General features: G+C 70.9%; 30 protein-coding genes. 17 read left to right on the top strand and 13 right to left on the bottom strand.

Annotated features, from left to right (window positions below; all coding sequences use genetic code 11):
* Positions 1 to 86 precede the first annotated feature (86 nt).
* The 7 genes from D7Y11_RS13795 (at position 87) to D7Y11_RS13765 (ending at position 7122) form a co-directional block, all read left to right on the top strand.
* Complete coding sequence (locus D7Y11_RS13795; RefSeq protein WP_169821482.1) at positions 87 to 1172, top strand: type III polyketide synthase; 1086 nt, start codon at positions 87 to 89, stop codon at positions 1170 to 1172.
* Complete coding sequence (locus D7Y11_RS13790) at positions 1166 to 1741, top strand: isoprenylcysteine carboxyl methyltransferase family protein (RefSeq protein WP_120575882.1); 576 nt, start codon at positions 1166 to 1168, stop codon at positions 1739 to 1741. The genes D7Y11_RS13795 and D7Y11_RS13790 overlap by 7 nt, the downstream gene beginning before the upstream one ends.
* Entirely contained in the window at positions 1734 to 2009 is a 276-nt protein-coding gene (locus D7Y11_RS13785; RefSeq protein WP_121762402.1) for an acyl carrier protein, read from the top strand. Before D7Y11_RS13790 ends, D7Y11_RS13785 begins: the two co-directional genes overlap by 8 nt.
* On the top strand, positions 2006 to 3763 hold the full coding sequence (locus D7Y11_RS13780) for a fatty acyl-AMP ligase (protein WP_126933923.1): 1758 nt from the start codon (positions 2006 to 2008) through the stop codon (positions 3761 to 3763). The genes D7Y11_RS13785 and D7Y11_RS13780 overlap by 4 nt, the downstream gene beginning before the upstream one ends.
* 13 nt (positions 3764 to 3776) lie before the next feature.
* On the top strand, positions 3777 to 4874 hold the full coding sequence (locus D7Y11_RS13775) for an NAD(P)/FAD-dependent oxidoreductase (RefSeq protein WP_126933922.1): 1098 nt from the start codon (positions 3777 to 3779) through the stop codon (positions 4872 to 4874).
* Positions 4875 to 4964: 90 nt separating this feature from the next.
* Complete coding sequence (locus tag D7Y11_RS13770) at positions 4965 to 5525, top strand: gamma-glutamylcyclotransferase (protein WP_120575879.1); 561 nt, start codon at positions 4965 to 4967, stop codon at positions 5523 to 5525.
* Between the two features lie 145 nt (positions 5526 to 5670).
* On the top strand, positions 5671 to 7122 hold the full coding sequence (locus D7Y11_RS13765) for a DNA/RNA non-specific endonuclease (RefSeq protein ID WP_120575878.1): 1452 nt from the start codon (positions 5671 to 5673) through the stop codon (positions 7120 to 7122).
* 47 nt (positions 7123 to 7169) lie between these two features.
* Here the strand turns inward: D7Y11_RS13765 and D7Y11_RS13760 are convergent, their stop codons facing one another.
* The 4 genes from D7Y11_RS13760 to D7Y11_RS13745 form a co-directional block, all read right to left on the bottom strand.
* Positions 7170 to 7853 (bottom strand): RibD family protein, encoded by a 684-nt coding sequence (locus D7Y11_RS13760; protein WP_120575877.1) that lies wholly within the window; start codon positions 7851 to 7853, stop codon positions 7170 to 7172.
* Between the two features lie 120 nt (positions 7854 to 7973).
* Positions 7974 to 8213 (bottom strand): hypothetical protein, encoded by a 240-nt coding sequence (locus D7Y11_RS13755; RefSeq protein WP_126933921.1) that lies wholly within the window; start codon positions 8211 to 8213, stop codon positions 7974 to 7976.
* 81 nt (positions 8214 to 8294) lie between these two features.
* Entirely contained in the window at positions 8295 to 8783 is a 489-nt protein-coding gene (locus D7Y11_RS13750; protein WP_126933920.1) for a hypothetical protein, read from the bottom strand.
* Positions 8784 to 8796: 13 nt separating this feature from the next.
* A complete protein-coding gene (locus D7Y11_RS13745) occupies positions 8797 to 9504 on the bottom strand; it encodes an NIPSNAP family protein (protein WP_126933919.1) in 708 nt (235 codons plus the stop codon).
* Positions 9505 to 9570: 66 nt separating this feature from the next.
* On the opposite strand from D7Y11_RS13745, the gene D7Y11_RS13740 reads away from it, so the two are divergent.
* Genes D7Y11_RS13740 through D7Y11_RS13720 form a run of 5 tightly spaced genes read left to right on the top strand, consistent with a single transcriptional unit; the run spans position 9571 to position 14133 of the window.
* Complete coding sequence (locus D7Y11_RS13740) at positions 9571 to 11109, top strand: PLP-dependent aminotransferase family protein (RefSeq protein ID WP_126933918.1); 1539 nt, start codon at positions 9571 to 9573, stop codon at positions 11107 to 11109.
* The gene (locus D7Y11_RS13735; protein ID WP_120575873.1) at positions 11106 to 11573 is read left to right on the top strand and encodes an SRPBCC domain-containing protein; all 468 of its coding nucleotides are present in this window, start codon (positions 11106 to 11108) and stop codon (positions 11571 to 11573) included. Before D7Y11_RS13740 ends, D7Y11_RS13735 begins: the two co-directional genes overlap by 4 nt.
* Positions 11574 to 11610: 37 nt before the next feature.
* Complete coding sequence (locus D7Y11_RS13730) at positions 11611 to 12186, top strand: hypothetical protein (protein ID WP_126933917.1); 576 nt, start codon at positions 11611 to 11613, stop codon at positions 12184 to 12186.
* The gene (locus tag D7Y11_RS13725) at positions 12159 to 13244 is read left to right on the top strand and encodes an MBL fold metallo-hydrolase (protein ID WP_126933916.1); all 1086 of its coding nucleotides are present in this window, start codon (positions 12159 to 12161) and stop codon (positions 13242 to 13244) included. Before D7Y11_RS13730 ends, D7Y11_RS13725 begins: the two co-directional genes overlap by 28 nt.
* Positions 13231 to 14133, top strand: coding sequence for a hypothetical protein (locus D7Y11_RS13720; protein ID WP_148139205.1), 903 nt, complete (start codon positions 13231 to 13233; stop codon positions 14131 to 14133). Before D7Y11_RS13725 ends, D7Y11_RS13720 begins: the two co-directional genes overlap by 14 nt.
* Here the strand turns inward: D7Y11_RS13720 and D7Y11_RS13715 are convergent.
* From D7Y11_RS13715 to D7Y11_RS13700, 4 genes are read right to left on the bottom strand one after another with little or no spacing between them, the layout of a single operon-like run.
* Complete coding sequence (locus D7Y11_RS13715) at positions 14130 to 14717, bottom strand: Uma2 family endonuclease (RefSeq protein ID WP_121752839.1); 588 nt, start codon at positions 14715 to 14717, stop codon at positions 14130 to 14132. The two genes, D7Y11_RS13720 and D7Y11_RS13715, sit on opposite strands and share 4 nt — an antisense overlap.
* A 52-nt stretch (positions 14718 to 14769) precedes the next feature.
* Positions 14770 to 15351 carry a Uma2 family endonuclease gene (locus D7Y11_RS13710; RefSeq protein ID WP_126933914.1) on the bottom strand — a complete coding sequence of 194 codons (582 nt, stop codon included), beginning with the start codon at positions 15349 to 15351 and terminating at the stop codon, positions 14770 to 14772.
* Positions 15352 to 15402: 51 nt separating this feature from the next.
* Positions 15403 to 16443: a class I SAM-dependent methyltransferase gene (locus D7Y11_RS13705; RefSeq protein ID WP_121752837.1), complete on the bottom strand. Its 1041-nt coding sequence runs from the start codon at positions 16441 to 16443 to the stop codon at positions 15403 to 15405.
* Positions 16444 to 16476: 33 nt separating this feature from the next.
* Complete coding sequence (locus D7Y11_RS13700; protein WP_126933913.1) at positions 16477 to 16809, bottom strand: MXAN_6627.5 family MYXO-CTERM protein; 333 nt, start codon at positions 16807 to 16809, stop codon at positions 16477 to 16479.
* A 125-nt stretch (positions 16810 to 16934) separates the two neighbouring features.
* On the opposite strand from D7Y11_RS13700, the gene D7Y11_RS13695 reads away from it, so the two are divergent.
* Positions 16935 to 18257, top strand: coding sequence for a response regulator (locus D7Y11_RS13695; protein ID WP_120580085.1), 1323 nt, complete (start codon positions 16935 to 16937; stop codon positions 18255 to 18257).
* Positions 18258 to 18311: 54 nt separating this feature from the next.
* Here the strand turns inward: D7Y11_RS13695 and D7Y11_RS13690 are convergent, their stop codons facing one another.
* Positions 18312 to 18953, bottom strand: coding sequence for a hypothetical protein (locus tag D7Y11_RS13690; protein ID WP_120580086.1), 642 nt, complete (start codon positions 18951 to 18953; stop codon positions 18312 to 18314).
* Between the two features lie 57 nt (positions 18954 to 19010).
* Here D7Y11_RS13690 and D7Y11_RS13685 point away from each other — a divergent pair, with 57 nt between their 5' ends.
* From D7Y11_RS13685 to D7Y11_RS13670, 4 genes are all read left to right on the top strand, one after another.
* Positions 19011 to 19508 carry a hypothetical protein gene (locus tag D7Y11_RS13685; protein ID WP_126933912.1) on the top strand — a complete coding sequence of 166 codons (498 nt, stop codon included), beginning with the start codon at positions 19011 to 19013 and terminating at the stop codon, positions 19506 to 19508.
* A gap of 57 nt (positions 19509 to 19565) precedes the next feature.
* Complete coding sequence (bcp, locus tag D7Y11_RS13680) at positions 19566 to 20207, top strand: thioredoxin-dependent thiol peroxidase (protein WP_126933911.1); 642 nt, start codon at positions 19566 to 19568, stop codon at positions 20205 to 20207.
* A gap of 229 nt (positions 20208 to 20436) precedes the next feature.
* A complete protein-coding gene (locus tag D7Y11_RS13675) occupies positions 20437 to 20958 on the top strand; it encodes a hypothetical protein (protein ID WP_126933910.1) in 522 nt (173 codons plus the stop codon).
* A 136-nt stretch (positions 20959 to 21094) separates the two neighbouring features.
* A complete protein-coding gene (locus D7Y11_RS13670) occupies positions 21095 to 21469 on the top strand; it encodes a hypothetical protein (RefSeq protein ID WP_158641938.1) in 375 nt (124 codons plus the stop codon).
* Here D7Y11_RS13670 and nagZ read toward each other — a convergent pair.
* From nagZ to D7Y11_RS13650, 4 genes are all read right to left on the bottom strand, one after another.
* Positions 21466 to 22575 (bottom strand): beta-N-acetylhexosaminidase, encoded by a 1110-nt coding sequence (nagZ, locus tag D7Y11_RS13665; protein ID WP_120580091.1) that lies wholly within the window; start codon positions 22573 to 22575, stop codon positions 21466 to 21468. The genes D7Y11_RS13670 and nagZ overlap by 4 nt on opposite strands.
* A gap of 91 nt (positions 22576 to 22666) precedes the next feature.
* On the bottom strand, positions 22667 to 24766 hold the full coding sequence (locus D7Y11_RS13660; protein ID WP_126933908.1) for a BatA domain-containing protein: 2100 nt from the start codon (positions 24764 to 24766) through the stop codon (positions 22667 to 22669).
* Positions 24763 to 25644, bottom strand: coding sequence for a DUF58 domain-containing protein (locus tag D7Y11_RS13655; RefSeq protein ID WP_120580093.1), 882 nt, complete (start codon positions 25642 to 25644; stop codon positions 24763 to 24765). Before D7Y11_RS13655 ends, D7Y11_RS13660 begins: the two co-directional genes overlap by 4 nt.
* A gap of 13 nt (positions 25645 to 25657) precedes the next feature.
* The coding region (locus D7Y11_RS13650) for a MoxR family ATPase (RefSeq protein WP_199735517.1) at positions 25658 to 26667 on the bottom strand (1010 nt) is incomplete at its 5' end.

Raw genomic sequence — 26667 nt, 5'->3', positions numbered from 1 at the left:
CAGCTCTGGCGATAGTCCATCGCATCCCGCCCCGCGGCTGATTATGCCTGGGGACTCGACTCCCCGGGTGGGACCCTCAGGACTTCATGCCCAGTATGACCCGTCACGATCCCGCGCCATCCCCTTCGTTGAGCGCGGTGGGACGCGCGCTTCCGCCGCACTACGCCAGCCAGGAGCAGCTCATCGCGGCGCTGCGCGACCTGTGGGCGACGAAGCACTTCAACCTGGAGCGGCTGGAGGACCTGCACCGCAACGTGCAGGTGGGCGGCCGGCACCTGGCGCTGCCGCTGGAGGAGTACCCGGCGCTCGCGACGTTCCAGCAGCGCAACGACGCGTGGATCCGCGTGGCCACGGAGCTGTCGGAGAAGGTGGCGCGCGAGGCGCTGTCGCGCGCGGGGCTCACACCGAAGGACGTGGACCATGTCTTCTTCGTCACGGTGACGGGCATCGCCACGCCCAGCGTGGACGCGCGGCTGGTCAACCGGATGGGCCTGCGCGAGGACGTGAAGCGCACGCCCATCTTCGGCCTGGGCTGCGTGGCGGGCGCGGCGGGCCTGGCGCGCGCGTCGGACTACCTGCGCGCGTTCCCGAAGCAGACGGCGCTGCTCATCGCCACGGAGCTGTGCTCGCTCACGCTCCAGCGCGAGGACCTGTCCATCCCCAACATCATCGCCTCCGGCCTCTTCGGTGACGGCGCGGCGTGCGTGGTGCTGCGGGGCGCGGAGGCCCCTGCCGCGGGCCCGCGCGTGGTGGGCTCGCGGTCGGTGTTCTACCCGGACACCGAGCGGGTGATGGGCTGGGACGTGGTGGACACGGGCTTCAAGGTGGTGCTGTCCGCCAAGGTCCCGCAGCTGGTGAAGGAACACATCCGGGGCAACGTGGATGGCTTCCTGGCGGAGCACGGGCTGGCCCGCCAGGACGTGAAGCACTGGGTGGCGCACACCGGTGGCCCCAAGGTGCTGGAGGGCTTCGAGTCCGCGCTGGAGCTGGAGTCCGGCGCGCTGGAGCGCTCGTGGAAGTCGCTGCGGCAGGTGGGAAACCTGTCCAGCGCGTCGGTGCTCTTCGTGCTGGGTGAGACGCTGGAAGAAGCGGACGCGGTGCCGGGCGACTGGGGCGTGGTGATGGCCATGGGTCCGGGCTTCTGCGCGGAGATGGTGCTGGTGCGATGGTGACCGGAACGCAGGCGTTGTTCGCGGGCTTCATGGGGCTGCTCGTCGCGGAGCGGCTGTTGGAGTTGGTGCTCTCCAAGCGCAACGCGGCGCGGGCCTTCGCGCGGGGCGGGGTGGAGACGGGGCAGGGGCACTACCGGTTCATGGTCGTGTTCCACACGCTCTTCCTCGTCGCGTGCGTCGCGGAGGTGTTCGGACTCCAGCGTCCCTTCTGGGGCGTGTGGAGTTGGGCGGCGCTGGTGGGCGCGGCGGTGGCGCAGGGGTTGCGGTACTGGGCCATCGGGACGCTGGGCGACCGGTGGAATTCGCGCATCATCGTGGTGCCGGGGCTGGCGCCGGTGACGGGCGGGCCGTACCGGTTCCTGCGTCATCCGAACTACGTGGCGGTGGTGTTGGAGTTGTTCTGTGTGCCGCTCATCCACGGGGCGTGGGTGACGGCGGTGGTGTTCACGGTGGGCAACGCGGCGCTGCTCTACGTGCGCATTCGCGCGGAGGAGGCGGCACTCGGGGCGGTGTACTCCGAGGCCTTCGCCGACCGTCCCCGCTTCATTCCGGAGGTTCGCCGTGGCTGACATCGAGATGGAGGCGGTGGCGGAGATCCGCCGCATCGCCCGGGAGGAGCTGGAGTTCGAGGGCGCGGTGGAGCCCGCGCACGACCTCTTGCGCGACCTGCACCTGGACAGCTTGGGGCTGACGGTGCTGGCGGTGGGCCTGGAGAATCGCTTCCGGGTGCTGCTGTCGGAAGAGGACGCGCAGGGCGTGCGGACGGTGGAGGACCTGGCGCGGCTGGTGGCGGCGCGGGTCGAGGCCGCGAAGCCGGACGTGGGAGTGCATCCGTGAAGGGGCCGCCCCTGCCGGCGCTGAAGCACGCCACGGTGAACGCGATGCTGAAGGCGACGTCGCACACGTCGCTGGGGCTGGTGTTCGTGGACGCCGCCGAGCACGAGACGTCCCTGCCGTGGGCCCAGGTCTACCGGCGGGCGAAGCGCGCGGCGGCGGGGCTGGCGCGGCTGGGCGTGCGTCCGGGAGACCGGGTGGCGCTGCTGTTGCCCACGTCGCCCGCGTTCATGGATGCGTACTTCGGCGCGCTGCTGGCGGGCGCGGTGCCGGTGCCGCTGTATCCGCCAGTGCGGCTGGGGCGGCTGGACGAGTACCACCGCTCGACGGCGCGCATGCTCCAGCTGACGGGCGCGGTGGTGGTGCTGACGGACACTCGCGTGCGGCTGCTCCTGGGCCCAAGCATCGAGCAGGCGCGGCCCAGGCTGGGCTGTCACACGGTGGACGCGGTGATGCACGGCGACGAGGACCTGGAGGTGGAGATGGGGCCCGACGCGCTGGGGCTCATCCAGTTCTCTTCTGGCTCGACGGTGGAGCCGAAGCCGGTGGCGCTGACGCACGGGGCGCTGTTGGCGCAGGTGGCGGCGCTGGAGGCGGCGATGCCGGTGGCCCCGGGCGTGACGCCGGTGGGCGTGAGCTGGCTGCCGCTGTACCACGACATGGGGCTCATCGGCTGTGTGCTCGCGGCGCTGTACTACCCGGGCAGCCTGGTGCTGATTCCGCCGGAGACGTTCCTGGTGAAGCCGGCGCTGTGGCTGCGCGCGCTGTCCAGGCATCGGGGCTTCGTGTCGCCCGCGCCGAACTTCGCCTATGGGTTGTGTTTGAAGCGGGTGAAGGACGCGGACCTGCAGGGCGTGGACCTGTCCGGGTGGCTGCACGCGCTCAACGGCGCGGAGCCGGTGTCCGCGGACACGCTGCGTCGCTTCGCGGAGCGGTTCGAGAAGTGGGGCTTCTCCGCGCGGGCGCTGCGGCCGGTGTATGGCTTGTCGGAGGCGTCGCTGGCGGTGACGTTCCCCCCTGCGGGCCGGGGGCCGCGCGAGCTGGGCGTGGATTCGGACGTGCTGGCGCGCGAAGGGCAGGCGCGTGATGGGGCACGCACGCTGGTGAGCGTGGGCACGCCGGTGGCGGGCTTCGAGGTGCAGGTGCGCGGCGAGGACGGCGCGGTGCTGCCGGAGCGCCAGGTGGGGCGCGTGTTCACGAAGGGGCCGTCGGTGATGCGCGGCTACTTCGAGGACGCGGAGGCGACGGCGCGGGCGCTGGTGGAGGAAGGCTGGCTGGACACGGGGGACCTGGGCTTCAGCGCGGACGGGGAGCTGTACCTGACGGGCCGCGCGAAGGACCTGGTCATCATCCGGGGCGCGAACCACGCGCCGCAGGCCTTCGAGGATCCGCTGCTCAAGGTGGACGGCGTGCGCACGGGCTGCGCGGTGGCGCTGGGCTTCACGCCCGAGGGCGGCGAGGACGAAACATTGCTCATCCTGGCCGAGCGCGCGGAGCGGGGAGCGGACGTGGCCTCCGTGGAGGCGGACATCCGCGCGGCGGTGGTGGAGGCGACGGGCGTGCAGCCGCACACGGTGCGCCTGTTGGAGCCGGGGACGCTGCCGCGCACGTCCAGCGGCAAGCTGCGCAGGAGCGAGGCGCTGCGGCGCTACCTGGCCGGAGAGCTGACGGCGCCGAAGAAGGTGGGCGCGGTGGGGCTCGCGGTGGAGATGGCGAAGAGCGCGCTGGCGATGGTGCGCGCGGAGCACGACTCGTGATGTGGCTGGACACGTGAAGCGTCACGACGTGGTCGTGGTGGGCGGAGGCCCGGCCGGTCTCGCGGTGGCCATCACCGCGGCACGGCGCGGGCTGGACACGGTGGTGCTGGAGCGCGCGTCCACGCCCGTGGACAAGGCGTGCGGTGAAGGCCTGATGCCCTCCGGCCTCGCGGCGCTGGAGCGGTTGGGCGCGCTCGCGCACCTGGACCGGAGCGACAGCTCTCCCTTCGTCGGCATCCGCTACGTGCAGGAGGACGGCAGCACGGCGGAGGGAAAGCTGCCCGCGCCTGGAGGACTGGGAGTCCGCAGGCTGGCCCTGTCCCATGCGCTGGCGACCCGTGCGCGCGAGGTGGGCGTCGACCTGCGCGAGCACACGCATGTCGTGTCGCACGTGCGCACGCCGGACGGGGTGACGCTGGAGACGCCCGTGGGCCGCGTGTCCGCGCGCTTCCTGGTCGCGGCGGACGGCTTGAACTCACCGCTGCGCAAGGCCGAGGACCTGGACGTGGAGCAGGACGTGCCCCGGCGCTACGGACTGCGGCGCCACTTCCGGCGCGTGCCCTGGACACCCTACGTGGAGGTGCACTTCGCCTCCGGCGTCGAGGCGTACGTGACGCCCGCGGGAGCGGAGCGCGTGGGCATCGCGTTCCTCTGGGAGGACGGAACGGTGCCAGGCCGCGTGGGTTTCGACGCGATGCTGGAGCGCTTCCCCCGCCTCGCGGAGAAGCTCACCGGCGCGGCGCCGGACTCCCAGCCACGCGGCGCCGGACCCCTGGCCCGTGTGGCCCGCACGCGCATCGCGGATCGCTTCGCCCTCGTCGGTGATGCCGCCGGCTACGTGGACGCGCTGACAGGCGAAGGGCTCACGCTCGCCTTCGCCTGCGCGGAGTCCCTGGGCGCGCTGCTCCCGGACGCACTGGCGAAGGGCGCGGGCCGCGACACGTTGCTGCCCTACGAGCACACCTTCCAGCAGGTGTTCCGCAAGTACGCCTGGACCACGCACGGCCTGTTGATGCTCGCGCGCCGCCCGCGTCTGCGCAGGCCCGTGGTGCGCCTGCTGGGCCGAGCCCCCTGGCTCTTCGAGCGCATCCTCGCCGCCGTGGTGACGTGACCTGGAAAGCCCGGACCCCCCGGCACCCGGACGCGGATCCGCACGGCCTGGCCCTTGTTCCACCGCCGCGCGCCGGGGACACTCGTCCCCATGGCATCTGGCCCCGCGGCTTCGCGTCCCTGGTTCGCGTTCTCCCTCGACCTGGCTCCGGCCGCGGCGAGCCGGCACCTGCACGGCCTGCCCCCCGTGCCCGACTTCCCCGAGGGCGAACTCGCCGAGGCCCTGGACGTGGACGTCGTCTATGACGTGCACGTGCCCAACTGGGGCGGCCGGGTCGCACGCCTGGTGGATGCTCCCGGACACCGGCTGTCCGGGCGCCTGCGCCCCGTCGCCACCGAGTCCTGGCCCGTCCTCGCCCGCCTGGAGACCGCGCTCGCCCTGGCCACCGAGGAGCGCCCCGTGAAGGTGCGCACCGCCTCCGGCACCGTGGTGGACGCCCACGCCTTCACCCCTGCCGAGCGCAACGCCTCCACGCAGGGGCCCGTCAGCGAGGCCTTCCTGATCACCCTCGCTGTCGCCGCCGAGCGCGCCCGACTGCCTGCCGCCGTCGTCGAAAAACTCCAGGCCGAAGCCCGCATCGTCCACGCCGTCCAGCACGCCCGGCCCGACGGACACCGCCCTCCGCCCCCCTCGAAGTCCGGCATTAAGTGACAGCCGGGTCCAGCCGGACCGAAAAACGCCCTGCCTGCTGAGAAAAAGGGCGGAGTGACGCAACCGGGTGCCGCGTCACTCCGACGATGAAGAACAGGGGCCCTCCCCGATCGTCACCCCCGCCGGCCCCGAGGACGTTCACCGCATGTCGCTGCGAATCCCGACGGGAGTCTCCACCCCGCGTCCCACGCCCGCGAACGCGGCTGTCCCCACCGCCGCGCCCGCGAACACCGCGGTGCCCGCTGGGGCGGATGCTCCCGTCAGCGCGCCCGCGTCGAATGTCGTGGCGCCCACGGGAGGCAGCTGGAAGCGCTCCGCCACCAAGGAGGTGGCCATCTCCGACCTCCAGCAGAAGTTCGGCTGGACGGACGAAAGCTGGCAGGGGCGCCTGCTGCACGCGGCGGACGAGGGCGTTGATGGAAGCCGGGCCTCGAACGGCCAGGTGTCCGCGGCGGAGCTGGAGTCGTATCTCTCCGCGCCCACGGACGCGCAGTTCCTCACGTCCACGGCCATCCAGCAGCAGCGCGCGGCGCTCGACGCGAAGCTTCAGGGGGGCGCGCAGTCCGCGAAGGTGGACAGCTTCGAAAGCCCCTGGCAGCAGTCCGTGGCGAAGCGCGCGGACCTCCTGGGCGGCAACGGCGATGGTGAACTCTCCGCGGACGAGCTGACGGCCTACATCAACGCGTCCAAGGCGAACCAGGCCAAGGGCACGGGCACTGCCGCGAACACGCAGTGGGTGCCGGATCAGCAGATGGCCACCTTCCAGAGCCGCGTGGCGGAAGTGGCCGGCGAGGTGGATCCGCTCCAGGGCGTGGGCGGAAGCGGCGCGACGCCCGGCCTGAACCTGGTGAAGGAGTACTCGCGCACGCTGATGGACACGGACAAGAACGTGCCCACGTTCGTGAGCTACATGCTGTCCGCGGCGGACGTGAAGGAGACGCCCGCGGACGTCAGCCGGCTCAACAGCACCTTCGTGCGCGACCCGGAGCTGAAGCAGGGCGGCGTGGTGGACTCCGACTACAACAACACCGGTTTCGACCGGGGACACATGAAGCCGGCCGAGGACTCGCCCACGCAGGCGGCGATGAACGAGAGCCACTACATGACCAACATCGCGCCCCAGCACGGCAACCACAACCAGCAGGTGTGGCGCACGCTGGAGCGCGGCGTGTCGGAGATGATCAAGGAGACCGGCGGCAAGGCCTACATCGTCACGGGCAACCTGTACCTGGACGACAAGGGCAAGCCGCTGCCGCCCGAGTCCCTCCAGACGACGGGCTCGAAGGCGGACCGGCAGATCGCGGTCCCCACGCACAACTTCAAGACGGTGCTCCTGGAGCTGCCCAACGGCAACCTGTCGATGTTCGCGTACATGGTGCCGAACGCGAAGGAGGGCCCGTCCAAGAAGGAGGACATCCTCCCGCTGCTCCAGCAGTCGCGCGTGCCGGTGGACCAGATTGAAGGACTGCTGGGCCAGGACCTCTACGCGCAGCTGCCCAAGGGCGTGCAGTCCAAGCTGGAGAAGGACACGTCCGCCGCGGGTGTCTTCCAGCAGCAGAGCCTCTACGAGTCCGCGACGCTGCTGCGCGCTCCCTGAGCCTCTGTCGGGGGCCGCACGCGCTGGACAGAGGGAACAGGGAAGGCTCAGCGCCGCACGCGGTACCGGAGCCACACGATGCCGGAGTCGCGGCGCTCCACGTGGGTGAGCTCCAGCGCGGCGCCCGCGCCGGTGGAACCCTGGGGCCGGTCGAAGAGGGTCGGAGTGCCGGGCAGGCCGTCAGCGGTGGGGTGCACGAGGAGGCTCACCTCGTCGATGAGGCCCGCGGCGAGGAAGGACCCGTTGATGCCACCGCCGCCCTCCAGCAGCACGGTCTTGATGCCGAAGGTGTCGCCGAGCTTCTCCAGCACGCGGGCGAAGTCGATGTCCTGCTTGCCGCCGAAGACATAGGAGACACCGCGCTCGCGCAGGTGGGCGAGGTGCGCGTCGGAGACGGACTCCGTGAGCACGACGACGAGGTGATCATCGTCGATGGCGCCGGACTCCCAGTTCAGCTTGCCGTGGGCATCCAGGGCGATGGCGTGGGACTCCGCGTCCTTGCGAGCGACGAAGTCCGTGCGGGGCAGGGGAGATGCCGGAGCGGGCTTGGACACGTCCCCTTCCGCGGCGAAGTCCTCCATGGTGATGCGGCCGCACATCCAGGCATCGGCGTCGAAGGTGTCAGCGGTGCGCTCGTATTCACCGCGCATCGATGCCGGGTCGGGCCAGTGCTTGACGACGATGCGCCCGTCGATGGACGAGATCATGTGGCAGATGACATGGGGCTTCATCGGGTGGCTCCGGAGCACGGCCCGCCTTCAGGTGGCGGGCGGCGGAGCGCGGATGGTTCCCGAGGCGCCACGGTCTGTCGAACCGATTCCGCGTCGGTCCGTTCACAATCCCGCGAGCCGCTACTGCGTCGCGCCGGGTGAGTCGGAGGCCTCGGCGGTGGAGGCTTCCTTCGACGGAGTGGACTCCCCGGTCTCCGGCGTCTTGAGGGGCTCGGGTTCCGTCTTGCCCACCCGGATGACCACCGGGCCGGATCCAGTGGGCTGGGTCGAGAGCCGGCTCCTTGTGGGCGTCGGACCAATTCCCACGTAGGAGCAGCCGACCAGGGCGAACAGCGGAACAGCGGCGAGCAGTCGGCGCATGAGACGGAAACCCCCGGGACAGGATGGAACGCACGCGCATCCAAGCGGACGTCCTGGTGGGAAGTCCAGCCACGGTGGTGTTCAGCCGGTGGCCGTCGTCCGGGTGAACTCCATCACCCAGTTGGTCTCCCAGGTCTCTCCGTCGAAGGAGAAGGCCTGTTCCCAGCGCGCCCGGTCGTTGTCCAGGCGGGTCCAGTGGAACACGACCTGGACCGGTCGGCCTCCTTCGGTGTCCTCGCCATAGAAACGGCCGTGGTCTCCAGTGAAGCCTCCGTGCACGGGGGGCTGAAGCACCGCGTGGCGACTGTCGATCCAGTGGATGGACCAGCGGCGCTCCCGTGCGTCGAACAGGCGCAGGGCCATGCCGGAGAAGCCCCGCTCGAAGACGGTCTCCTCGACGTTGGACAGGCCGCCCAGGTGGGGCTGGCAGCGCATCCTGGACGTGAACACGTCCCAGTCGTCGCTGCCTGTCAGCCGTTGTTTGAGCTTCCGGTTCACGCACGTCCATTCGCCCATGAGGAAGTCGAAGTCGTGCACGTCGCCCGTGGGCAAGGGAGGAAGAGGCTTCATGGAGCGGATCCTTTCAGCGCAGCTCGGAGCGCGCGGTGGGGGATAACGTCAGGTGTTCGAGCGGCGCGCTCAGCCACGGTTGGAGTGGCTCCGCCCAGCCCTTCGCCGCGGATCGGCGGCGCGCATCCGGGAACACGGTGAGCCAGGCGAAGACGTGCTCGCCCGTGCGCACGGGCAGGGCAGGGAAGGTGTTCTCCGCGGGCTCGGTCTGGAACAGGGCTTTCGGCGTGGCGCCCAGCTCCGTGAGCACCGGGCGCACGTGCTGTTCGAAGCAGGTCAGGAATGCTTCATCGGCGGGAGCCTTCAAGTAGCAGAGCGTCACCTCCACCCGGGAGTCCGGACGTGCGTCCGCGCCCGGTGGCGGTCGGGGCGTGCCTGGATGCACGAGGCCCGTGTCCGGTCGCACCGGCCGCAGGAGCAGGACGTTGTCGGAGTCCTGCATGGTCACGTTCGCGGCGTTGCGGTGCTCCTTCCACACCGGGCCGCCGTAGATCGCGCCCAGGGCTTCGCGCCGTGAGGCCATGTCGCGGAAGCCTCGCAGCCACACGAACCGGTCCGGACGGTCCTCGTCGCGGAACTGACCGACGAGGTGCATGCCGGTGGCTTCCTGCGACTCGATGAAGGCCCGTTCGAAGAGCGAGATGAGGACGTCCCGCTGACCGGGATGCAGCGTGTACTGGCGCAGTTCGAGGACCGAGCAGCAGGGAGACGGAGACGGCATGGAGGCTTCTTGCCAGGGAACTGGTAGGGTCATGAAGACCACTTCCGCCAGAATCGGCCATACCAGTTGAAGACCTCCACCGGCGTCGCGTCATCGCTCCTCTTGCGGCTCGATTCGCGAAGTCCCACGCCGCTCCATGAGCAGCTCTTCGAAGGCATCCGGGCGCGCATCCTCGCGGGGGCGCTGGCTCCCGGCCTGCGGCTTCCCTCTTCCCGTCAGCTCGCCACCGAGCTGGATGTGGCCCGCAGCACCGTCCTCCAGGCGATGGACGCGCTCACTGCGGAGGGCTACCTCGTAGCCCAGGCGGGTTCCTGCACACGCGTCGCACCCGAGCTGCCCATCCTCTCCGGAGACCGGAGCCGTGAACCCGGGCTCGCTGCTGCCGCACGTGCTTCAAGCTCTGGGAAGGGGCCTCGGCTTGCTGCCTCCACACGGGCGTTGAAGGCCTCTCCGGTCGGTGCTCCGCGTCTCGGGGCCGCGCCTCGCGCGTTCCGGCCGGGTGTGCCCGCGCTGGACCTGTTCCCCACCGCGCTCTGGGCCCGCACGGTGTCCCGCGTCCATGCTCGCGCGAGCACGGGGTTGCTCGACGGGGGTGACCCTTCGGGCCATGCGCCACTGCGCGAAGCCGTCGCCATCCATGTGTCCGTGTCGCGGGGCGTGCGCTGCTCCTCGGAGCAGGTCTTCATCACGGCGGGCACCCAGCAGGCCTTCGATGAGGTCCTCCGGCTCGCGCTGAATCCGGGTGACTCCGTCTGGGTGGAGAACCCTGGCTATCCCGGCGCCCGTCGCGCCGTGCTCTCCGCTGGAGGTCGGCCGGTGCCCATCCCCGTGGATGGGGACGGACTCGACGTGGGCGAGGGCCTGGCTCACGCGCCTCGGGCCCGGGTCGCGTTGGTGGCGCCTTCGCACCAATACCCGCTGGGCGTCACGCTGAGCCTGGCGCGGCGGATGGCGCTGCTCCAGTGGGCCGAACGCACCCGCTCGCTGATCATCGAGGACGATTACGACAGCGAGTTCCGCCACCGCGGCCGTCCCTTCACCGCGCTCCAGGGACTCGATGACGCCGGCTGCGTGGTCTACGTGGGCACGTTCAGCAAGTCGATGTTCCCCGGCCTGCGCCTGGGCTTCCTCGTTGTGCCGCCCTCGCTCGTGGACGTCTTCTCCGCCGCTCGCGCCGCCGCGCCCGCGCCCGCCTCCACGCTGGAGCAGGCCGCGCTCGCGCTGTTCCTCGTGGAGGGCCACTTCGCCCGTCACCTGCGCCGCATGCGCGCGGCCTATCGGGAGCGTGGCGAAGCCCTGCTCGAAGCCCTGCACGCAGACTGCTCGGGCGTCCTCACGCCTCGTCCCTGTGACACCGGCATGCAGGTGTGCGCATCCCTTGCCTCCCCACTGTCCGACCTGCGCGTGCGCGATGAGGCCGCGCGTCTGGGCGTGGAGGTCGCGGCCCTGTCCGACTATTTCCTTGGCCGACGCCGCGAGTCCGGCCTCATCTTTGGCTTCGGCGGCGTGCGCCCGGACGCGCTCCGCGAAGGGACTCGCACGCTGGCCCGGGCACTCGAAGCCGCGCGCCTCCGCCCTCCCCAATGGAAAGGACGCACCCGATGAGCGACTCCCTCCCCGTGAAGCTGACCGTCACCCACCGCTTCAAGGACTCCGCCCAGCGCGTCTTCGATGCCTGGACTCATCCCGTGAGGGCCAGCTGCTGGCTCTTTGTCGCGGCGCCGGAGAGGTCGCTGGTGCGCGCGGAAATCAATGCGCGGGTGGGCGGCCGGTTCTGCTTGTCGGACCTGCGCGACGGCGAAGCGGTGGAGCATGTGGGCGAGTACCTGGAGGTCGAACGGCCGCGCCGGCTGGTGTTCACCTTCGCGGTGCCGAAGTACTCGGAGGCTTACGACCGGGTGACGGTGGACATCGTCCCTGACGGAGAAGACTGTGTGCTCACCCTGACCCACGAGATGGGCCCGGACGGCGAGAAGTGGAAGGACAGCACCCAGAAGGGGTGGTCCAAGATGCTGGCTGCGCTGGACTCGTGGCTGTACGAAGCCCCAGCCACCATCCAGTCGCGCTGACATCCCTTCCCGGGCGCGGGCCGTCTACGATGGCGCCATGACCTGGCGTTCCCTCCTCCTCTCGCTGGTGCTGCTGTCCGCATGCGGGCAGCGACGAAGCGACCCCGCACGCGTGGCGGAGGACCTGATGCGCCCCGCGCCCCTGGGAGCCTTCGCCGCGGGCACGCCTCCCGTCTCCACGGAAGACTGCACGGTGCGCACGGCGAAGCAGTGCTTCGACCAGGCGCTCACGCTGCTGGCCACGAACGCGCAAGGCCCGGAGCGGCTGCGCGCGGTGTCCCTGATGGGCAAGGCCTGTGACGGACAGGTGAAGGACGCCTGCTCCTGGCTGTCCCAGCACGTGAAGGAGCCCCGGCGCGTGCGCGGCGGCCCGCCGGACGACCCCGTGTTCCAGGAGGCCTTCGCGCACTGGCGCGAAGGCCGCAAGCACCACGTGCGCGTGACGTGCCGGCTGGTGCAGGGCGGCGTGCCCCAGCAATGCGAGGTGCGGGAAGCGACGTTGCCCCCGGACCTGTTGGCGCAGGCGCTCACAAGCATCCAGGCTTCGCGCTACGCGCTGCCCACCCTCGACGGAGACCCCTTCGAATGCGACTGGACCATCGTCATCAAGTGACGCGGCTGTGGCCGGTGCTGGCCCTGTCGCTGTTCACCGGCTGCTTCGCCGGCACCGTGCACCGGGGTCCGGTGACGGACCACTTCAACGGCGAGTCGTTCCAGAACATCGGTGACGCGCCGAAGCTGTCCCCACTCACGCTGATATCCGCCGTGATGGAGGAGCGGCGCGGCCCCTGGCGCGACTACGCGGAGGAGCCCGCCGGCCCGAAGCCGCCGGAGCGCGTGGGCCCGGGAGCGCTGCGCGTGACGTTCATCAACCACGCCACGGTGCTGCTCCAGGCGGACGGGGTGAACGTGCTGACGGACCCCATCTATTCGGAGCGGGCGAGCCCCGTGTCCTTCGTGGGCCCCAAGCGCGTGCGGCCGCCGGGCATCCGCTTCGAGGACCTGCCGCCCATCGACGTCGTGGTGGTGAGCCACAACCACTACGACCACATGGACCTGCCCACGCTGCGGCGCCTGGAGGCCGCGCACCATCCGCTCTTCCTCGTGGGCCTGGGCAACCGCGAGCTGCTCGTGGACGAGGGCTTCCAGCACGTGGAGGAGCTGGACTGGTGGCAGTCCGCGAAGAGCGGGCCCCAGGCGTTGAAGGTGTGGGCGGTGCCCGCGCAGCACCGGTCGAACCGGGGGCTGACGGACCAGGAGGAGACGCTGTGGGCAGGCTACGTGCTGGAGACGTCCGGAGGCCCGGTGCTCTTCGCGGGTGACACGGGGCTGGGGCCGCACTTCGACCGCATCGCGGAGCGCTTCGGGCCCATGCGCCTGTCGGTGTTGCCCATCGGCGCGTTCCGTCCGCGCGTCCTGCATCCGGTGCACATGGGGCCGGAGGACGCGCTGAAGGCGCACCACGTGCTGCGCTCGGGCACGTCCGTGGCGATGCACTACGGCACCTTCCCCATGGCGTGGGACGGCCAGGACGAAGCGAAGTACCTGCTGTTGCGGCTCCTGCTGAAGGAGGAGGTGCGGCCGCGCTTCTGGGCGCTCGGCTTCGGCGAGGGCCGGGACGTGCCGCCGCTCGCGTCGGGGGATGACGGGCGTGCCGATGCCGGACGCTGAAGGCGCGGTACCGCCGGAGGTGGAGGCGAAGGAGAAGATGGACCGGGCGCGCGCGTGCATCCGCGCAGGCGAGGTGGAAGAGGCGATTCCGCTCTGCGACGAGGTGTACCGGCGCTTCACGTTGTCGAAGGTGCCGGCGCTCCAGGTCCAGGTGGCGCGGGCGCTGGGGCACCGGGGTGCGGCCATCGCGGAGAAGGGGATGTTCAACGAGGCGCTGGTCCACTTCGACGAGGTGGAGCGCCGCTTCTGGAGCCCGCGCAAGCCGGAGCTCTGGGAGGGCGTCGCGTGGGGGATGTTGTACCGGGCCCGCGTGCTCCTGGAGATGGACCAGGAGGACATGAGCCGCAACTGGCTGGAGCGGATGCTGAGCCGCTTCAAGGCGTTCGCGCAGCGGCCCGACCTGCGCATCCCGGTGGAGATGGCGCGAACGGTGGTGGTCGCCACCCACAACCAGGGGCTGCGCTTCGAGGAAGCGCTGAGCCAGTCCGAGGCGCTCCTGAAGGAGTACGACGGAAACACCGAGCCGTTCCTGGTGGAGCAGACCGCGGTGGCGATGTTGGGGCGGGCCACCGCGCTCCATGGATTGGGGCACGTAGACGAAGCGCTGGAGGCGTTCGACGAAATCGACGTGCGCTACTGCGAGGACGCGGACCCGAGGATGCGAGCCCTGGTGTCCACCGCGCTCATGGGCCGTGCCCTCGTGTTGCTCCGAGAAGAGCTGCTCCCGGAGGCGCTGGGCGCGATTGACGCCATCCTGGAACACGCGGGCCCGAACCCGGGACGGCGGCTGATGGAGCCCGTGAACTTCGCGAAGTTCCACCGCGAAGTCGTCGAACGCGAGCTGCAACTCGAACGCGAGCGGGCCGCGCGCAGGCCGAAGCCGCGTTAGCCCGGAGGCGGAAGGGACTTCCAGAGCCAGCCCAGCCGCAGGTCCCGCTCCTCGAAGGGCGGGGCTCGGATGAGGTCATCGGACTCGCCGTAGACGCCCATCTCCAACCAGCGCCCGTCCCGCAGCTCGCTCACGGTGAGCGTGCGCGCGTCCAGGTCCACGAACCACAGATGCTTGATGCCGATGCGTGCGTAGAACGGCCGCTTGATGCGCGTGTCGTAGGCCCGCGTGGACGGTGACAAGATTTCGCACGCCCAGTCGGGAACATCCGTCCACTGCCCCTGGGGCATCAGGGGCACCCGATCTCGCCGCCAGCCTGCGAGGTCCGGGATGAACTCCGGAGAGCCACCCACCCGGATACCGGGCTCAGTCATGAGCCACCAGCCGCCCGGTCCTTCCCCGCCCAATTGGAAGGGCTCATCCAACTCCCGGAAGAGCCTTAGCCCGAAATAGCCATGCGCGACACGTGGCCGCGCCTGCGTATATAGCGTCCCATCGATGATCTCGCCCACCACGCCCTCGGGCAGGGCCTCGATGTCAGCGAAGGTCGCCGGACCTTCGAGTGGTTTCGCGCCATAGGCCATGCCCGAAGTGTGGAGTTAGCAGCGCGGTCTGACAAGCAGGCCGGCCAGGCGCTCAGGACGCTTCGGTCACCGGCCACCACTCACCGAGCCGCAGCTCGATGGCGTCGAACGGTGCTGCTCGGATGATGTCGTCCTCTCCGTACACGCCCATCTCCACCCAGCGCCCATCGTGCAGCTCGCTCACGGTGAGCGTGCGCACCTCCAGGTCGATGAACCACAGGTGCTGGACGCCGATGCGCGCGTAGAACGGCCGCTTGATTCGCTGGTCATACGCCCGCGTGGACGGCGACAGGATTTCGCAGACCCAGTCTGGTGCGATCTTGCATCTTCCGCCGGGGAGCACGGGCACTCGCTCGCGCCTCCACCCGGCGAGGTCCGGACTGAACTCCGGCGCCCCCTCCATCTGGATGCCCGGCTCCACCAACACCCACCAACCGCCCGGGCCATTCTGGCCGCGCTGGAAGGGGTCTCGCAGCCCTTCAATCAGCGCACCCACCAGGTCCATGTGCCCGGCCCGGGGCCGTGCATGCGTATACAGCGTCCCATCGATGATCTCGCCCACCACGCCCTCGGGCAGGGCCTCGATGTCAGCGAGGGTCGCCGGACCCCCGAGTGGTTTCGCGCCATAGGCCATGCCTGGAGTGTGGAGTTACCTCCACCGTCTGACAAGCCGGCGCCGGGACCGTCAGTCCGGCTGCGCGATGATCAACGTCTGCAATGGCAGATGCCGGATGGGCCGCGTGCTCTGGACCTTGAAACCCGCGTCATCCAGGAAGCCCTCGACCTCCGCGGGCGTGTAGGACGCTGCTCCCGACGTGAGGAAGTAGTGCAACCCGATGAGCGGCGCGGACGTGCCCTCGGTGTCCCGCTCCTCGCGCAGGTACTCCAGCACCGCCAGCGTGCCCCGGGACACCATGGCCCCGCGCACGCGCCGCAGGAGCGCCACGTTCTGCGCGGGCGTCAGGTGGTGCATCACCTGGAACAGCAGCGCGCCGTCATACGGCCCGCCCAGCTCCGCGGTCAGCACGTCCCCTTCCTTGTGCGTCACCCGGTGCGACAGCCCCGCCTGGGCGATGATGTCCCGCCCCACGCGCACGCTGCCCTCCAGGTCCACCACCGTGGCCTTCAGCCCCCGGTGCACCCGGCACAGCTCCGCCGCGTACCAGCCATGCGCGCCGCCCAGGTCCAACAGGTGCCTCGCGCCTCGGGGCAGGGGAATGGCCGCCGCCACCTCCGGCGAGGCCAGCCGCGCCAGCTGGTACATGGCCTGGATGTAGTCGCGCCAACGCGGGTCGTCCGGAGCGAACTGGTGGATGTCCACCGACTGCCCGCTCTTCACCGCGTTCTCCAGCTGCCCCCACCAGTCCCACTGCGCGTAGTTGAACTCCAGGAACGCCGTGATGGCCTGCGGCGAGCGCGGGTCCAGCCACCGCCGCGCACGGGGGGCCAGCCGGAAGCGGCCCCGGCTCAGCTCCACCACCTCGCAGGCGATGAGCGCTTCCAGCAGCGCCCGCATGCCCTCCGTGCTCGTCTTGAGCCGCGCCGCCAGCGCCTCCGCCGTCGCCGCGCCGTCCGCCAGCGCCGCGTAGACGCCCAGCCGGGCCCCGGCCATCAGCGTCCGCGACGCCATCATCCCGAAGAAGGCGTGCGCCAGGGGCTGGGGCGCCAGGTTGAGGAAGTCCGCCACCCGCTCCAGGAGGTTGCTTGCCTTCAGGCCCAGCCGCATCGCGCGTCGCTCCTTGGAGTGGGGGCCTGCCGGCTACCGGCGGCGCCGCGAGCCTGCCACGGCCGCCACGCCCAGCACCATCAGCGCGGCCTGCGGGCCCAGCAGACAGCCCTGCGTCTCCGCCTGGCGGATGCCGGTGTACTTGCACTTGCCCGCGTTGCAGCTGAAGCGCGGCGCGCAGTCGCTGGTGCTGCGGCAGTCCGTGGGCACGCGTCCGGTGTTGTCGTCCCCTTCCGGCGAGTTCGGATCGTCCGGCTGGCCCGCGTCCTGCTGCGGGCCCTCCTGGCCCAACGCCACCAGGGGGGAGAACAGGAGGAGTCCGGCCAGGAGCGCTGCCGGGGGGATGCGGGCGAGAAGGGAGGACATGAGGCGGGCGACACCCTAACGCCCCAGCGGGGCGCTTGCATCCATCGTCTGCAGCGGGCGGCCTTCCGGGGTTCCCTGGAAACGCTGGCCGCCCCGGCGTCCGAATCTGCTACGGTCCCCCCGCGATGGCGCCTCGAATCCTCGTCGTGGACGACAACCAGGAGCTCCTCTCCCTCCTCACGCAGCTGTTCGAGGACGCCGGGTATGAGGTGGTGGGCGCCAGCCGTGGCAAGCAGGCCATCGAGGCCGCCCGCGCCCAGCCCCCCGGCTGTGCTGTCTTGGACATCCTGTTGCCGGACATGATGGGTTACCACCTGGCGGACACGCTGCGGAAGGACAACCCCCAGCTGCCGCTGCTCTTCATCACCGGCGTCTTCAAGGGCGGCAAGCACGCCACCGAAGCGCGCCAGAAGTACCAGGCCGCCGGCTACTTCGAGAAACCCTTCGAGGCCCAGAAGCTGCTGGAGGCCGTGGCCAAGGTCCTGCCCGCGGAGAAGAAGGTCCCCGCCGCCTCCATGGCCGACGCCTTCGAGGTGGAGCTGGACATCGACGTGGAGGAGGAGGGCCCGCAGGACGCCATGGAGCTGACCGGCCGCATCAAGGTCACCGGCGGCGGCAACCTCACGGCCGAAATCCGCGGCGCCAACCTCACCGCCACGCCCATGCAGAAGGTGTCCACCACCCAGGTGCGGCCCCCCACGCCGGGCCGCCCGCCGGATCCGCTGCCGGTGGGCGCGGGCGCTCCGGGCAGCCGCCGCGGCGAGCTGAAGGACAACCTGCCCTCGCTGCTCACCGCCTTCTACCTGTCGCGCGAGACGGGCGAGCTGGGCGTGCAGCGCGGCAAGGTGAAGAAGGTCGTCTACTTCGAGAACGGCACCCCGGTGTTCGCGCTCTCCAACCTGCTGGCGGACCGCTTCGGGCAGTTCCTGGTGCGCGTGGGGAAGATCAAACCCGAGCAGCTCCAGGACGCGTCCGCCGTCGCCGCGCAGAGCCACCGGCGCACCGGTGACGTGCTGGTGGAGCGCGCCCTGCTCAAGGACACGGAGCGGCTGTACTACGTGGGCCAGCAGGTGAAGGCCATCATCTACTCGCTCTTCTCCTGGGAGGAGGGCACGTACGTGATGAGCTTCAAGGAGAAGGCCTCCGCGGAGTCCATCAAGCTGGACGTGCACCCGGCGAACCTCATCGTCCGGGGCATCAAGAAGCTCTACAAGCCGGAGCGCCTGCGCCGCCTGCTCCAGCCCGAGGACCGGCTCATCCCCGCCGTCGCCCCCGCCTACGGTCTCAACGAGGTGGAGCTGGAGCGCTGGGAAGCGGAGCTGCTGCCGAAGATCGATGGCAACCGCGTGGTGGCGGAGTTGCTCGCGTTCGCCAACCGCCCGGAGCACGTCGTCTACGGCTTCCTGGTGTCGATGATGGCGCTGGGCATCCTGGACAAGCGCTCGTAGCGCGTCCGGTGCCTGGAAGTGGGCCTGGAGTGCTTCCGGGCCCGCGGTGCTTCTTCAGACGAGCCGCGAGCCGATCCAGAACAGGCCCAGCGCGCCGGAGCCCAGCGCCACGCCGCGCTGGATCCACAGGCTGATGCGCGCGTTCGCCCGCGACAGGCCTTCCGCGAACAGCAGGCCCACCGCGCCCATGCCGATGAGGATGCCCAGCGCGAAGCCGGGCAGGTACGTCCACGCGGACAGGCTCATGCTGCCGCCCACCAGCAGCGGGGGCAGCGCGATGAGCAGCGACCGCACGCCGCTCACGGCCATGAAGGCGCCCGCGGCGGTGCTCACGGTGTGCACGTGCTCGTGCGGCTCGCGGTCGTGGCCGGGCAGGTGCGGGTGGCCGTGGTCCAGGCTGTGCGGGAAGATGAGGGCGGTGACGGCCAGCGCCACCAGCACCGCGCCACCGAACACCTCCGCCCACCGCTCGAAGGTCTCCGACAGGCCCACGCCCGCGAAGAGGCACACCGCCGCGATGCCGCCCAGCATGGCCGCGTGGCCCAGGGCGAAGCGCAGCGCCGTCATGATGGCGACGCGGCGCCGGCCGCCACCCAGGGTGCCGAGCGTGGCCATGGCGGCGCAGTGGTCCGGCCCCAGGGCGTGGAGCAGGCCTTGAGTCAGGCCGAGCAGGAAGGCGAGCAGGATGGGAGCCACGACGGCGCACCCTAGCCGTGGTTTAACCCTGTGGCCAGCAGGAGGACGTCCCACACCATGCGCATTGCCCATCCCCGAACTTCCGCCGCGCTGCTGCTCGCGGGTCTGCTCGTACTGTCGGGCTGCTCCACCGACCCCGGTCCGGAGCAGCTGAAGCAGGCCGAGGCGCGCTACCAGGAGTTGATCAACAAGAACCTCGGCGCCCAGGACCCGGCGTGGACGGAGGTCGCCGCCCAGTTCGAGGCCGTCCCCAAGGACTCCAAGGCCCGTCCGGAGGCCGACAAGCGCCTGGCCGCGCTGAAGGCCGCCCAGGAGAAGATTCCACCGCGCCCCCTGGCCCGGCCCGGTGCGACGGGCAAGGGCGCCAGCGACGTGGAGGCCAAGCGCGCCGCGTGTGAATCGCTCGCGAAGAAGATGGGCGAGGCCAACACGGACGCGACGCGCAGCGTGCTGCGCAAGGTGCTGGAGAGCTGCCAGGCGGAGCTGGTCCGGCTGGAGGCCCACGACCACCCGCCGGGCGAAGAGGTCCATGCGCCGGACGAGGGCGCGCGCTGAAGTCCCTGACGCGCGCGGAGTTGAGAAGCCCTCGGGGTCTGGGTATGGAGCCGACACATGCCCATGCCCCAAGCAGGTGACAAGGCCCCCGGCTTCTCGCTCCCCGACCAGAGCGGCGCCACCGTCTCCCTCTCGCAGTTCAAGGGACGGCACGTCGTCCTCTACTTCTATCCGAAGGACGCGACCCCCGGCTGCACCACGGAGGCGTGCGACTTTCGCGACGAGCACTCCGCGCTGGTGAAGGCCGGAGCGGTGGTGCTGGGCGTGTCGCCGGACAGCGTCGCGTCCCACCAGAAGTTCGCCACGAAACAGGGGCTGCCGTTCTCGCTCCTGGCGGATCCGGACCACGCGCTGGCGGACGCGTACGGCGTGTGGGGGGAGAAGTCGCTCTACGGCCGCAAGTTCATGGGCCTCATCCGCGCGACCTTCCTCATTGGCCCGGACGCCAAGGTCGTCCGCGTGTGGCCCAAGGTGAAGGTGGCCGGCCACGTCGCGGAGGTCCTGGCCACGCTCCAGGGCGGAGCGTCCTCCGACGCGGCTTCGGCCCCGAAAGCTCCGGCGAAGGCTCCGGTGAAGGCTCCGGCGAAGGCCCCTGCGGCGAAGAAGGCTCCTGCGGCGGCGAAGCCGGTGACTGTCAAGAAACCGGCGGCGAAGAAGGCCCCGGCGGCGAAGACGGCCCGGAAGGGCGCGCGCGCCTGAAGCGGGGCGGGCGCCGGCGCACTCCTGGCGGGACAGGGAGGCCGGGACCGTGTATGCCTGCGCCCGTGGCTGGCTCCTCTCCTTCCGGGCGGGGCTGGCCGTTCACGATGAAGCCCTGTCGGCCCTTGGGCCGGACAGCGGGCGGCCGGCAGGGCCTGCCCTCGGGTGGATGCCCGGTGGTAGGCGAGGTCGGCATGACCATTCCTCGGGGATGGCGGAGACGACGAACATGCGCGAGCGAGGCATTCAGCGGTGGATGGGAGCGGCGGCGCTGACGGCGGGCGTGCTCTTGGGCACGGCCTGTGGCGGGCTGCCGGAGACGGGCGGCAAGCAGCCGGATGAGCCGCGGGGCAATGCCTTCGCGCAGCGTGGGACGCAGCCGGAGGCCGTCTACAACGTGGCCGAGCAGCAGGGGCACGAGAACCCCGCCGACGCGCACCACGGTGACGCGGCCGCGAAGCTGCCCGCCCACGTGCTGACGGTGGACCGGGGCTACAACTCCACCATCGAGAAGATCGGCTCCAGCATCGACCCGCGCACGCCGGCGAAGTCGGGCAAGTCCGACAACTCCAAGTGGGACGACGCGGGCGGCATGATGGCGCACCGCTATGGCCTGTTCGGCGGGGCGACCTACTCGCCCGCGGCCGAAGGACTGGGCGGCTGGCACGTCTCCACCGCGAACGAGCCCACGCGCGGCTTCGAGGCGCCGTACTCCTACGTCAGCCCGCCCGTCTACCTGCACGACCGGTAGTTGGACGGAAGTCCAGGGGCGCCCGCGGGCCAGCGTGCCAACGGGCGTCCGTCCTCCAGCCCCGCCACTCCCGGTGGGGCGCTGGGGTGGTCACTCCTTCTGTCGAGGCCGTGATGGCTTCCGGGAGGAGCAGGCCATGCACTCAAGAACGCTTCATCACTGGACGCTGGTGGCGGTGTGCGCCGCGACGGCCGCGCTGGTCGGCCCCGGCTGCAACCGTGACAAGCCCACGATGCCGCGCGCGGGGAGTCGCTACGAAGGCGTCGCCAACACGCAGCAGCCCGCGCCGCCGGGAACGGGTGGCTCGGGCGCGAGCAAGTCCACGAACGCGAAGGCGACCGCGCCGGAACCGGCCGGCACCGGAGCCCACATGGGCCAGCAGAACCAGATTGGCGCCCCCGGCTTCAGCACGCCCCAGGAGCCGGTGCCCGGAGACCGGGGCGGGGCGGACCGCTTCCAGGGCCCCATGGGGCAGGGCTCCGAGCTGGGCTCCAGGAGGGCCACCCACTAACGCGACGCGAGCATGACCTCCGTGGGGTCCTTGCCGGTGAAGGCACTGGCAAGGCCCTGCGCCAGCGAGCGGTGCTCCGCGTCGCCCAGCGTGGCGAGCCGGTCCTCGGCGGGGTGCGCGAAGCGGGCGGCGAGCGCGTCCAGGCGCCGGTGCGCTTCGGTGATGCGCTCGCGCGGGACGCGGCCGGACTCCACCGCCTTCACCAGCGCTTCGATGGCGGTGCGCTGCACGTCCGCCTGGTGGCACACGAGGAACAGGTCCACGCCCGCGAGCGTGCCCTGCACCGCGGCCTCCGCCACGGAGTAGTGGTCCGCGATGGCCTTCATCTCCAGGTCGTCGCTGACGACCACGCCGTCGAAGCCCAGCTCCTTGCGCAGCAGGTCGTGCAGCGCGCGGTGGCTCATGGTCGCCGGCACGCCCTGCTCCAGCGCGTCGAACAGCACGTGCGCCGTCATCAGCGACGCGAGCCCCGCCTTCGCGAAGGCCTGGAAGGGCACCAGCTCCACGCGGCGCAGGCGCTCCAGGTCGTGCGGCAGCTTCGGCAGCGTGAGGTGGCTGTCCGTCGTCGTGTCGCCGTGGCCGGGGAAGTGCTTTCCGCAGGACGCCACGCCGCCGGCCTCCAGGCCCCTGGCGAGCGCCACGCCCAGCCGGCCCACCTCCACGGGGTCGCGGCTGAAGCTGCGGTCGCCAATCACGGGGTTGGCCGGGTTGGTGTCCACGTCGAGCACGGGGGCGAAGTCCCAGTCGAAGCCCACGGCGCGCAGCTCGTGCGCGAGCAGCCTGCCCACGCGCTCGGCCAGGGCTTCGTCGCCGCGCTGTCCCAGCTCACGCATGGGAGGCAGGGCGGTGAAGGGCTCACCGCGAAGGCGCGCCACCCGGCCACCCTCCTGGTCCACGGAGAGGATGAAGGGCCGGCCCGCACGCGTCTTGATGTCACGGCACAGCGCCGCGGTCTCCGCCGCGGTGCCCACGTTGCGCTTGAAGAGGATGGCGCCGTAGATGCCATCGTCCATCAGCGCCGCGAAGTCGGCGTCGATGCGGGTGCCAGGGAAGCCCACCATGAAGAGGCGGGCACAGTCGCGATAGAGGGCGGAAGCAGGGCTCACGGCCGCGCAGTGTGGCAGAGCCCGCCGCCCATGGGGCAGTGGATGCGTTCCCCGAGCGTCGGCTGCCTGTCAGGGCGCGGAGCGGCCGGGGCTACTTCCGGAGCAGGGTGCCTTCGAAGAAGAACGCCAGGCACGCGGCCAGGATGAGCCACGTCCACAGCGGCACTGCGGGCTTGTCCGCGTCCCCCGTGGAGGCCTTCACCGTGTCCTCGCCGAAGTAGGCCGTCAGCGTGTCCGGCGGCACGCGCGTCAGGTCGCTCTCCGCCGGATCCAGCGTGGCGGCGAAGTCCAGCGCGGCCACGGGCTTCCCGTCCGAGCCCAGCACCGCGTGCACACCCGGCTCCACCGTGGGCCCCGCCACGAACGAACCGTCCGGCTGCGCCTTCACCGGCAGCTCGCTGCCGTCCGGCGCGCGCACGCCCGCCACCTTCTGCGTGCCCTCCGGGCGCAGCGTCACGGTCTCGCCCACGCGCACTCGCACCTCCTCGCGCTCCTCCAGTGAGCCCGTGAGGTACGCGGCGAAGCGCTGCATCAGCGGCAGGAAGCTCGTGCGGATGGCGAAGTCGCTCCAGTCGCGGTCCACCGTGCTGGTGAACAGCGCCACGCGCCCCTTGCCCCGGCGCGCCACCGCCACCGCGGGCGCCCCGTCCTCGTACGTGGCCAGCACCTGGCTGGTGCCCGGCGCGGACGGGCTGTCCGCCTCCAGCAGCATGTACTTGTAGAAGCGCGCCCCGATGAGCCCCTCCTCCGCGCGGCCCGTGAAGGGCGCGAACAGCGGATGGTCCACCTTCACCTGCGCCAGCTTCGCCGTCTTCGTCTCCGCGTCCGGGTCCTCGCGCTCGGCGCTCGTGCGCACCAGGCGCAGGGGGCGCGGCAGCAGCGTGCCCAGCCGCTGGTTGTACGCCTCCGGGTTCACGTGGTCGCCCACGCTCACGAAGAGGCCGCCGCCGTTCTCCACGAAGGCCGTCAGCTTCTGGGCTTCCTCCGCCGACGGCGCCGTCGTGTTGAGCAGCAGCACCAGGTCATACGCGCTGAAGTCCTCGCGCAGCCCCACCTCCGCGTCGCGCACCGCCACGTCCACCGGCGAGCCCGGCGACGTGAGCGCCGCGTCCACGAAGAAGGCCTCGTCCCGGTAGCGCGTGGCGTGCGGCGAGCCGTTCACCACCAGCGCCTTCAACCCGCGCGGCACCGGCAGCACGAAGGACCGCCGGTCATCCTCCGCCAGCGAGTCCGGCGCGAGCGTCACCTGGCCCACCACCGTGCCGCCCTGCGGGAAGCGCACCGTCAGCGTCTTCTGCGTCGTGCCGCCCGCGGGCACGTCCACGAAGCCCTTGGCCAGCGTGGACTCGCCCACGCGCACCGCGGCCTCCAGGTCCTTGGCCGCCTTCGCGCCGAAGTTCCGCACCGTGAAGGTGAACTGGTACGCGCGCGGCCCCGCCTGCAGCGCGGGCTCCACCCGCAGGTCCACCAGCGCGTGGTTGTCCAGCGACTCGCGCCCGGACGCCACGTCGCGCAGCACGACCTCCGGCTTCACCATGGCGCCCGTGGGCCCCTTCACCGTGGGCGGCGGCGCTTCCAGCCGGAATCCGGACACCGTCATGTCGGAGACCACCACCAGGCGCTTGCCCGGCATCGGGTTCTCCTCCAACGACCGCGCGGCCATGTCCAGGCAGCGCGACAGGTCCGCCGTGCCGTAGGTGGGCTTCGCCTCGTCCACCAACGCGCGCAGCCGTGCCCGGTCGAAGCCCGGCGGCGGCGGCGCTTCCGGGGACGCCGTGCACACCATCACCGTCGCGGGCTCCTCCGGCAGCAGGTCCTTGAGCGCGTCGCGCGCCTCGTCGCGGCCCTTCTCGAAGTTCGCCGTGCCGTCCGACCAGCGCATGGACAGCGATGCGTCCAGGATGACCGCAGTGGCCGCAGGGCCGCGCGTCACCGTGGCCGCCTGCGCGTCGCGGGTGAGCTCCGGTCGCGCCAGCGCGATGGGAATCGCCAGCAGGATGAGCGTGCGCAGCGCGTACAGGAGCAGCCGCTTCAGCTTGAGCCGGCTCGCCGTGCGCTTCTGGCTGCGCAACACGAACGCGAGCGGCCCGAACGGATGCGCCCTCGGCCGGCGCCGGTCGAACAGGTGCACCAGCACGGGGATGAGCGCACCCAGCGCGCCCAACAGGAACCACGGGTTGCCGAACGTCACCGGCGCCTCCCTCGGCGTCCCAGGAAGCGCAGCAGCACCTCATCCAGCCGCTCGTCGGTGCGTACCAATTCGTAGTCCACGTCGGCCTCGGCGCACTTCGCCTTCACGTCCGCGAGGAACGCGCCGAACTCCTCCAGGTAGCTCTGCTTGATTTCACGCGGGTTCACTTCGATGCGGCCCTCGCCCTCCATGTCCAGGAAGAGGGTGGGGTCGTCGAAGGGGAACGTCAGCTCCGCCGGGTCCACCAGGTGGAACACCGCCACGTCGTTCTTGCGCTGCCGCAGGGCCAGGATGCGCTTGAGCGCCTCCTGCCGTTCATCCAGCAGGTCCGACAGCACGATGACCGTGGAGCGCCGGGGCAGCACCTCCGCGAGGTGATCCGCCGCGCTGCCCAGGTCCGTGGGGCCCTTGGCCTCCGTGTGCTCCAGCGCGTCCAGCAGCACGTTGAGGTGTCCGGCGGAGGCTCGGGGCGGGACGTCCTTGAACGCGCCGCCCACCATGACGGCCAGGCCCGCCGCGTCCTGCTGGCGCACGAGCAGGTAGCTGAGCGCGCCCGCGAGCGTCTTGGCCACCTCCAGCTTGGACATCGCGCCGCTCTGGTAGCCCATGGACGCGGACGCATCCACGACCATCACCGAGCGCAGGTTCGTCTCGTGCTCGAAGCGCTTGACGTAGTACTTGTCGAACTTGCCGTAGGCCTTCCAGTCCAGGTGGCGCAGCTCGTCGCCGGGGGCGTACTCCTTGTGTTCGGCGAACTCCACGCTCTGGCCCTGATGGGGGCTCTTGTGGAGGCCGGACAGCACGCCCTCCATCACGGCGCGGGCGCGCAGCTTCACGCCCTGGAGGCGGGACAGCGTCTGGGCGTCGAGCAGCGACATGGGGTGGAAGCGCCTAGCCCTTCACCACCGTGAGGAGCTGGTCGATGAGCTTCACGGACGTGATGCCTTCGCTCTCCGCGGTGAAGTTGGGGAGCACGCGGTGGCGCAGCACGGGCCTCGCCAGCGCCCGCACGTCCTCCACCGTGGCCACGAAGCGGCCGTTGAGGATGGCGCGCGCCTTGGCCGCGAGCACCAGGTACTGGCTCGCGCGAGGGCCCGCGCCCCAGGACACGTTCTTCGCCACGAAGTCCGGCGCGCCCGCTTCCTTGGGACGCGTGTGGCGCACCAGCTCCACCGCGTAGCGCACCACGTGGTCCGGCACCGGCACGCGGCGCACCAGCTCCTGGAGGGCCAGGATGCGCTCGGGGGACAGAATCTTCTCCAGCTTCGGCGGCGCGCCGGCGGTGGTGCTCTTGACGATCTGCACCTCCTCCTCGGCGGTGGGGTAGCCCACGTCCACCAGGAACATGAAGCGGTCCAGCTGCGCTTCGGGGAGGGGATAGGTGCCCTCCTGCTCGATGGGGTTCTGCGTCGCGAAGACGAGGAAGGGCAGCTCCAGCGGGTACGTGCGGCCGCCGGCGGTGATGCGGTACTCCTGCATGGCCTGGAGGAGCGCGGCCTGCGTCTTGGGCGGCGTGCGGTTCACCTCGTCCGCGAGGATGATGTTCGCGAACAGCGGGCCCTGCATGAAGCGGAACGACCGGCGGCCCGTGGTCTTGTCCTCTTCCAGGATGTCCGTGCCGGTGATGTCCGACGGCATCAGGTCCGGCGTGAACTGGATGCGGTTGAAGGACAGGTTGAGCACGTCCGCCAGCGTGGAGATGAGCAGCGTCTTCGCCAGGCCCGGCACGCCCACGAAGAGGCAGTGGCCGCGGCTGAAGAGCGAAATCAGCAGGTGCTCCACCACGTCCCGCTGGCCGACGACGCGCTTTTCAATCTGCTCGACGATGGCGTTGCGGGCCTGGGCAAGCTCCTCGACGGCGCGCAGGTCCTCGGGGGTTGCGTCGGACGGGGGGAGAGGGG

Source organism: Corallococcus sp. AB018 (genome assembly GCF_003986945.1).
Lineage (GTDB): Bacteria > Myxococcota > Myxococcia > Myxococcales > Myxococcaceae > Corallococcus > Corallococcus exiguus.
The sequence above is the reverse complement of the archived record's forward strand: the minus strand, read 5'-3'. Positions and strand labels throughout refer to the sequence as shown.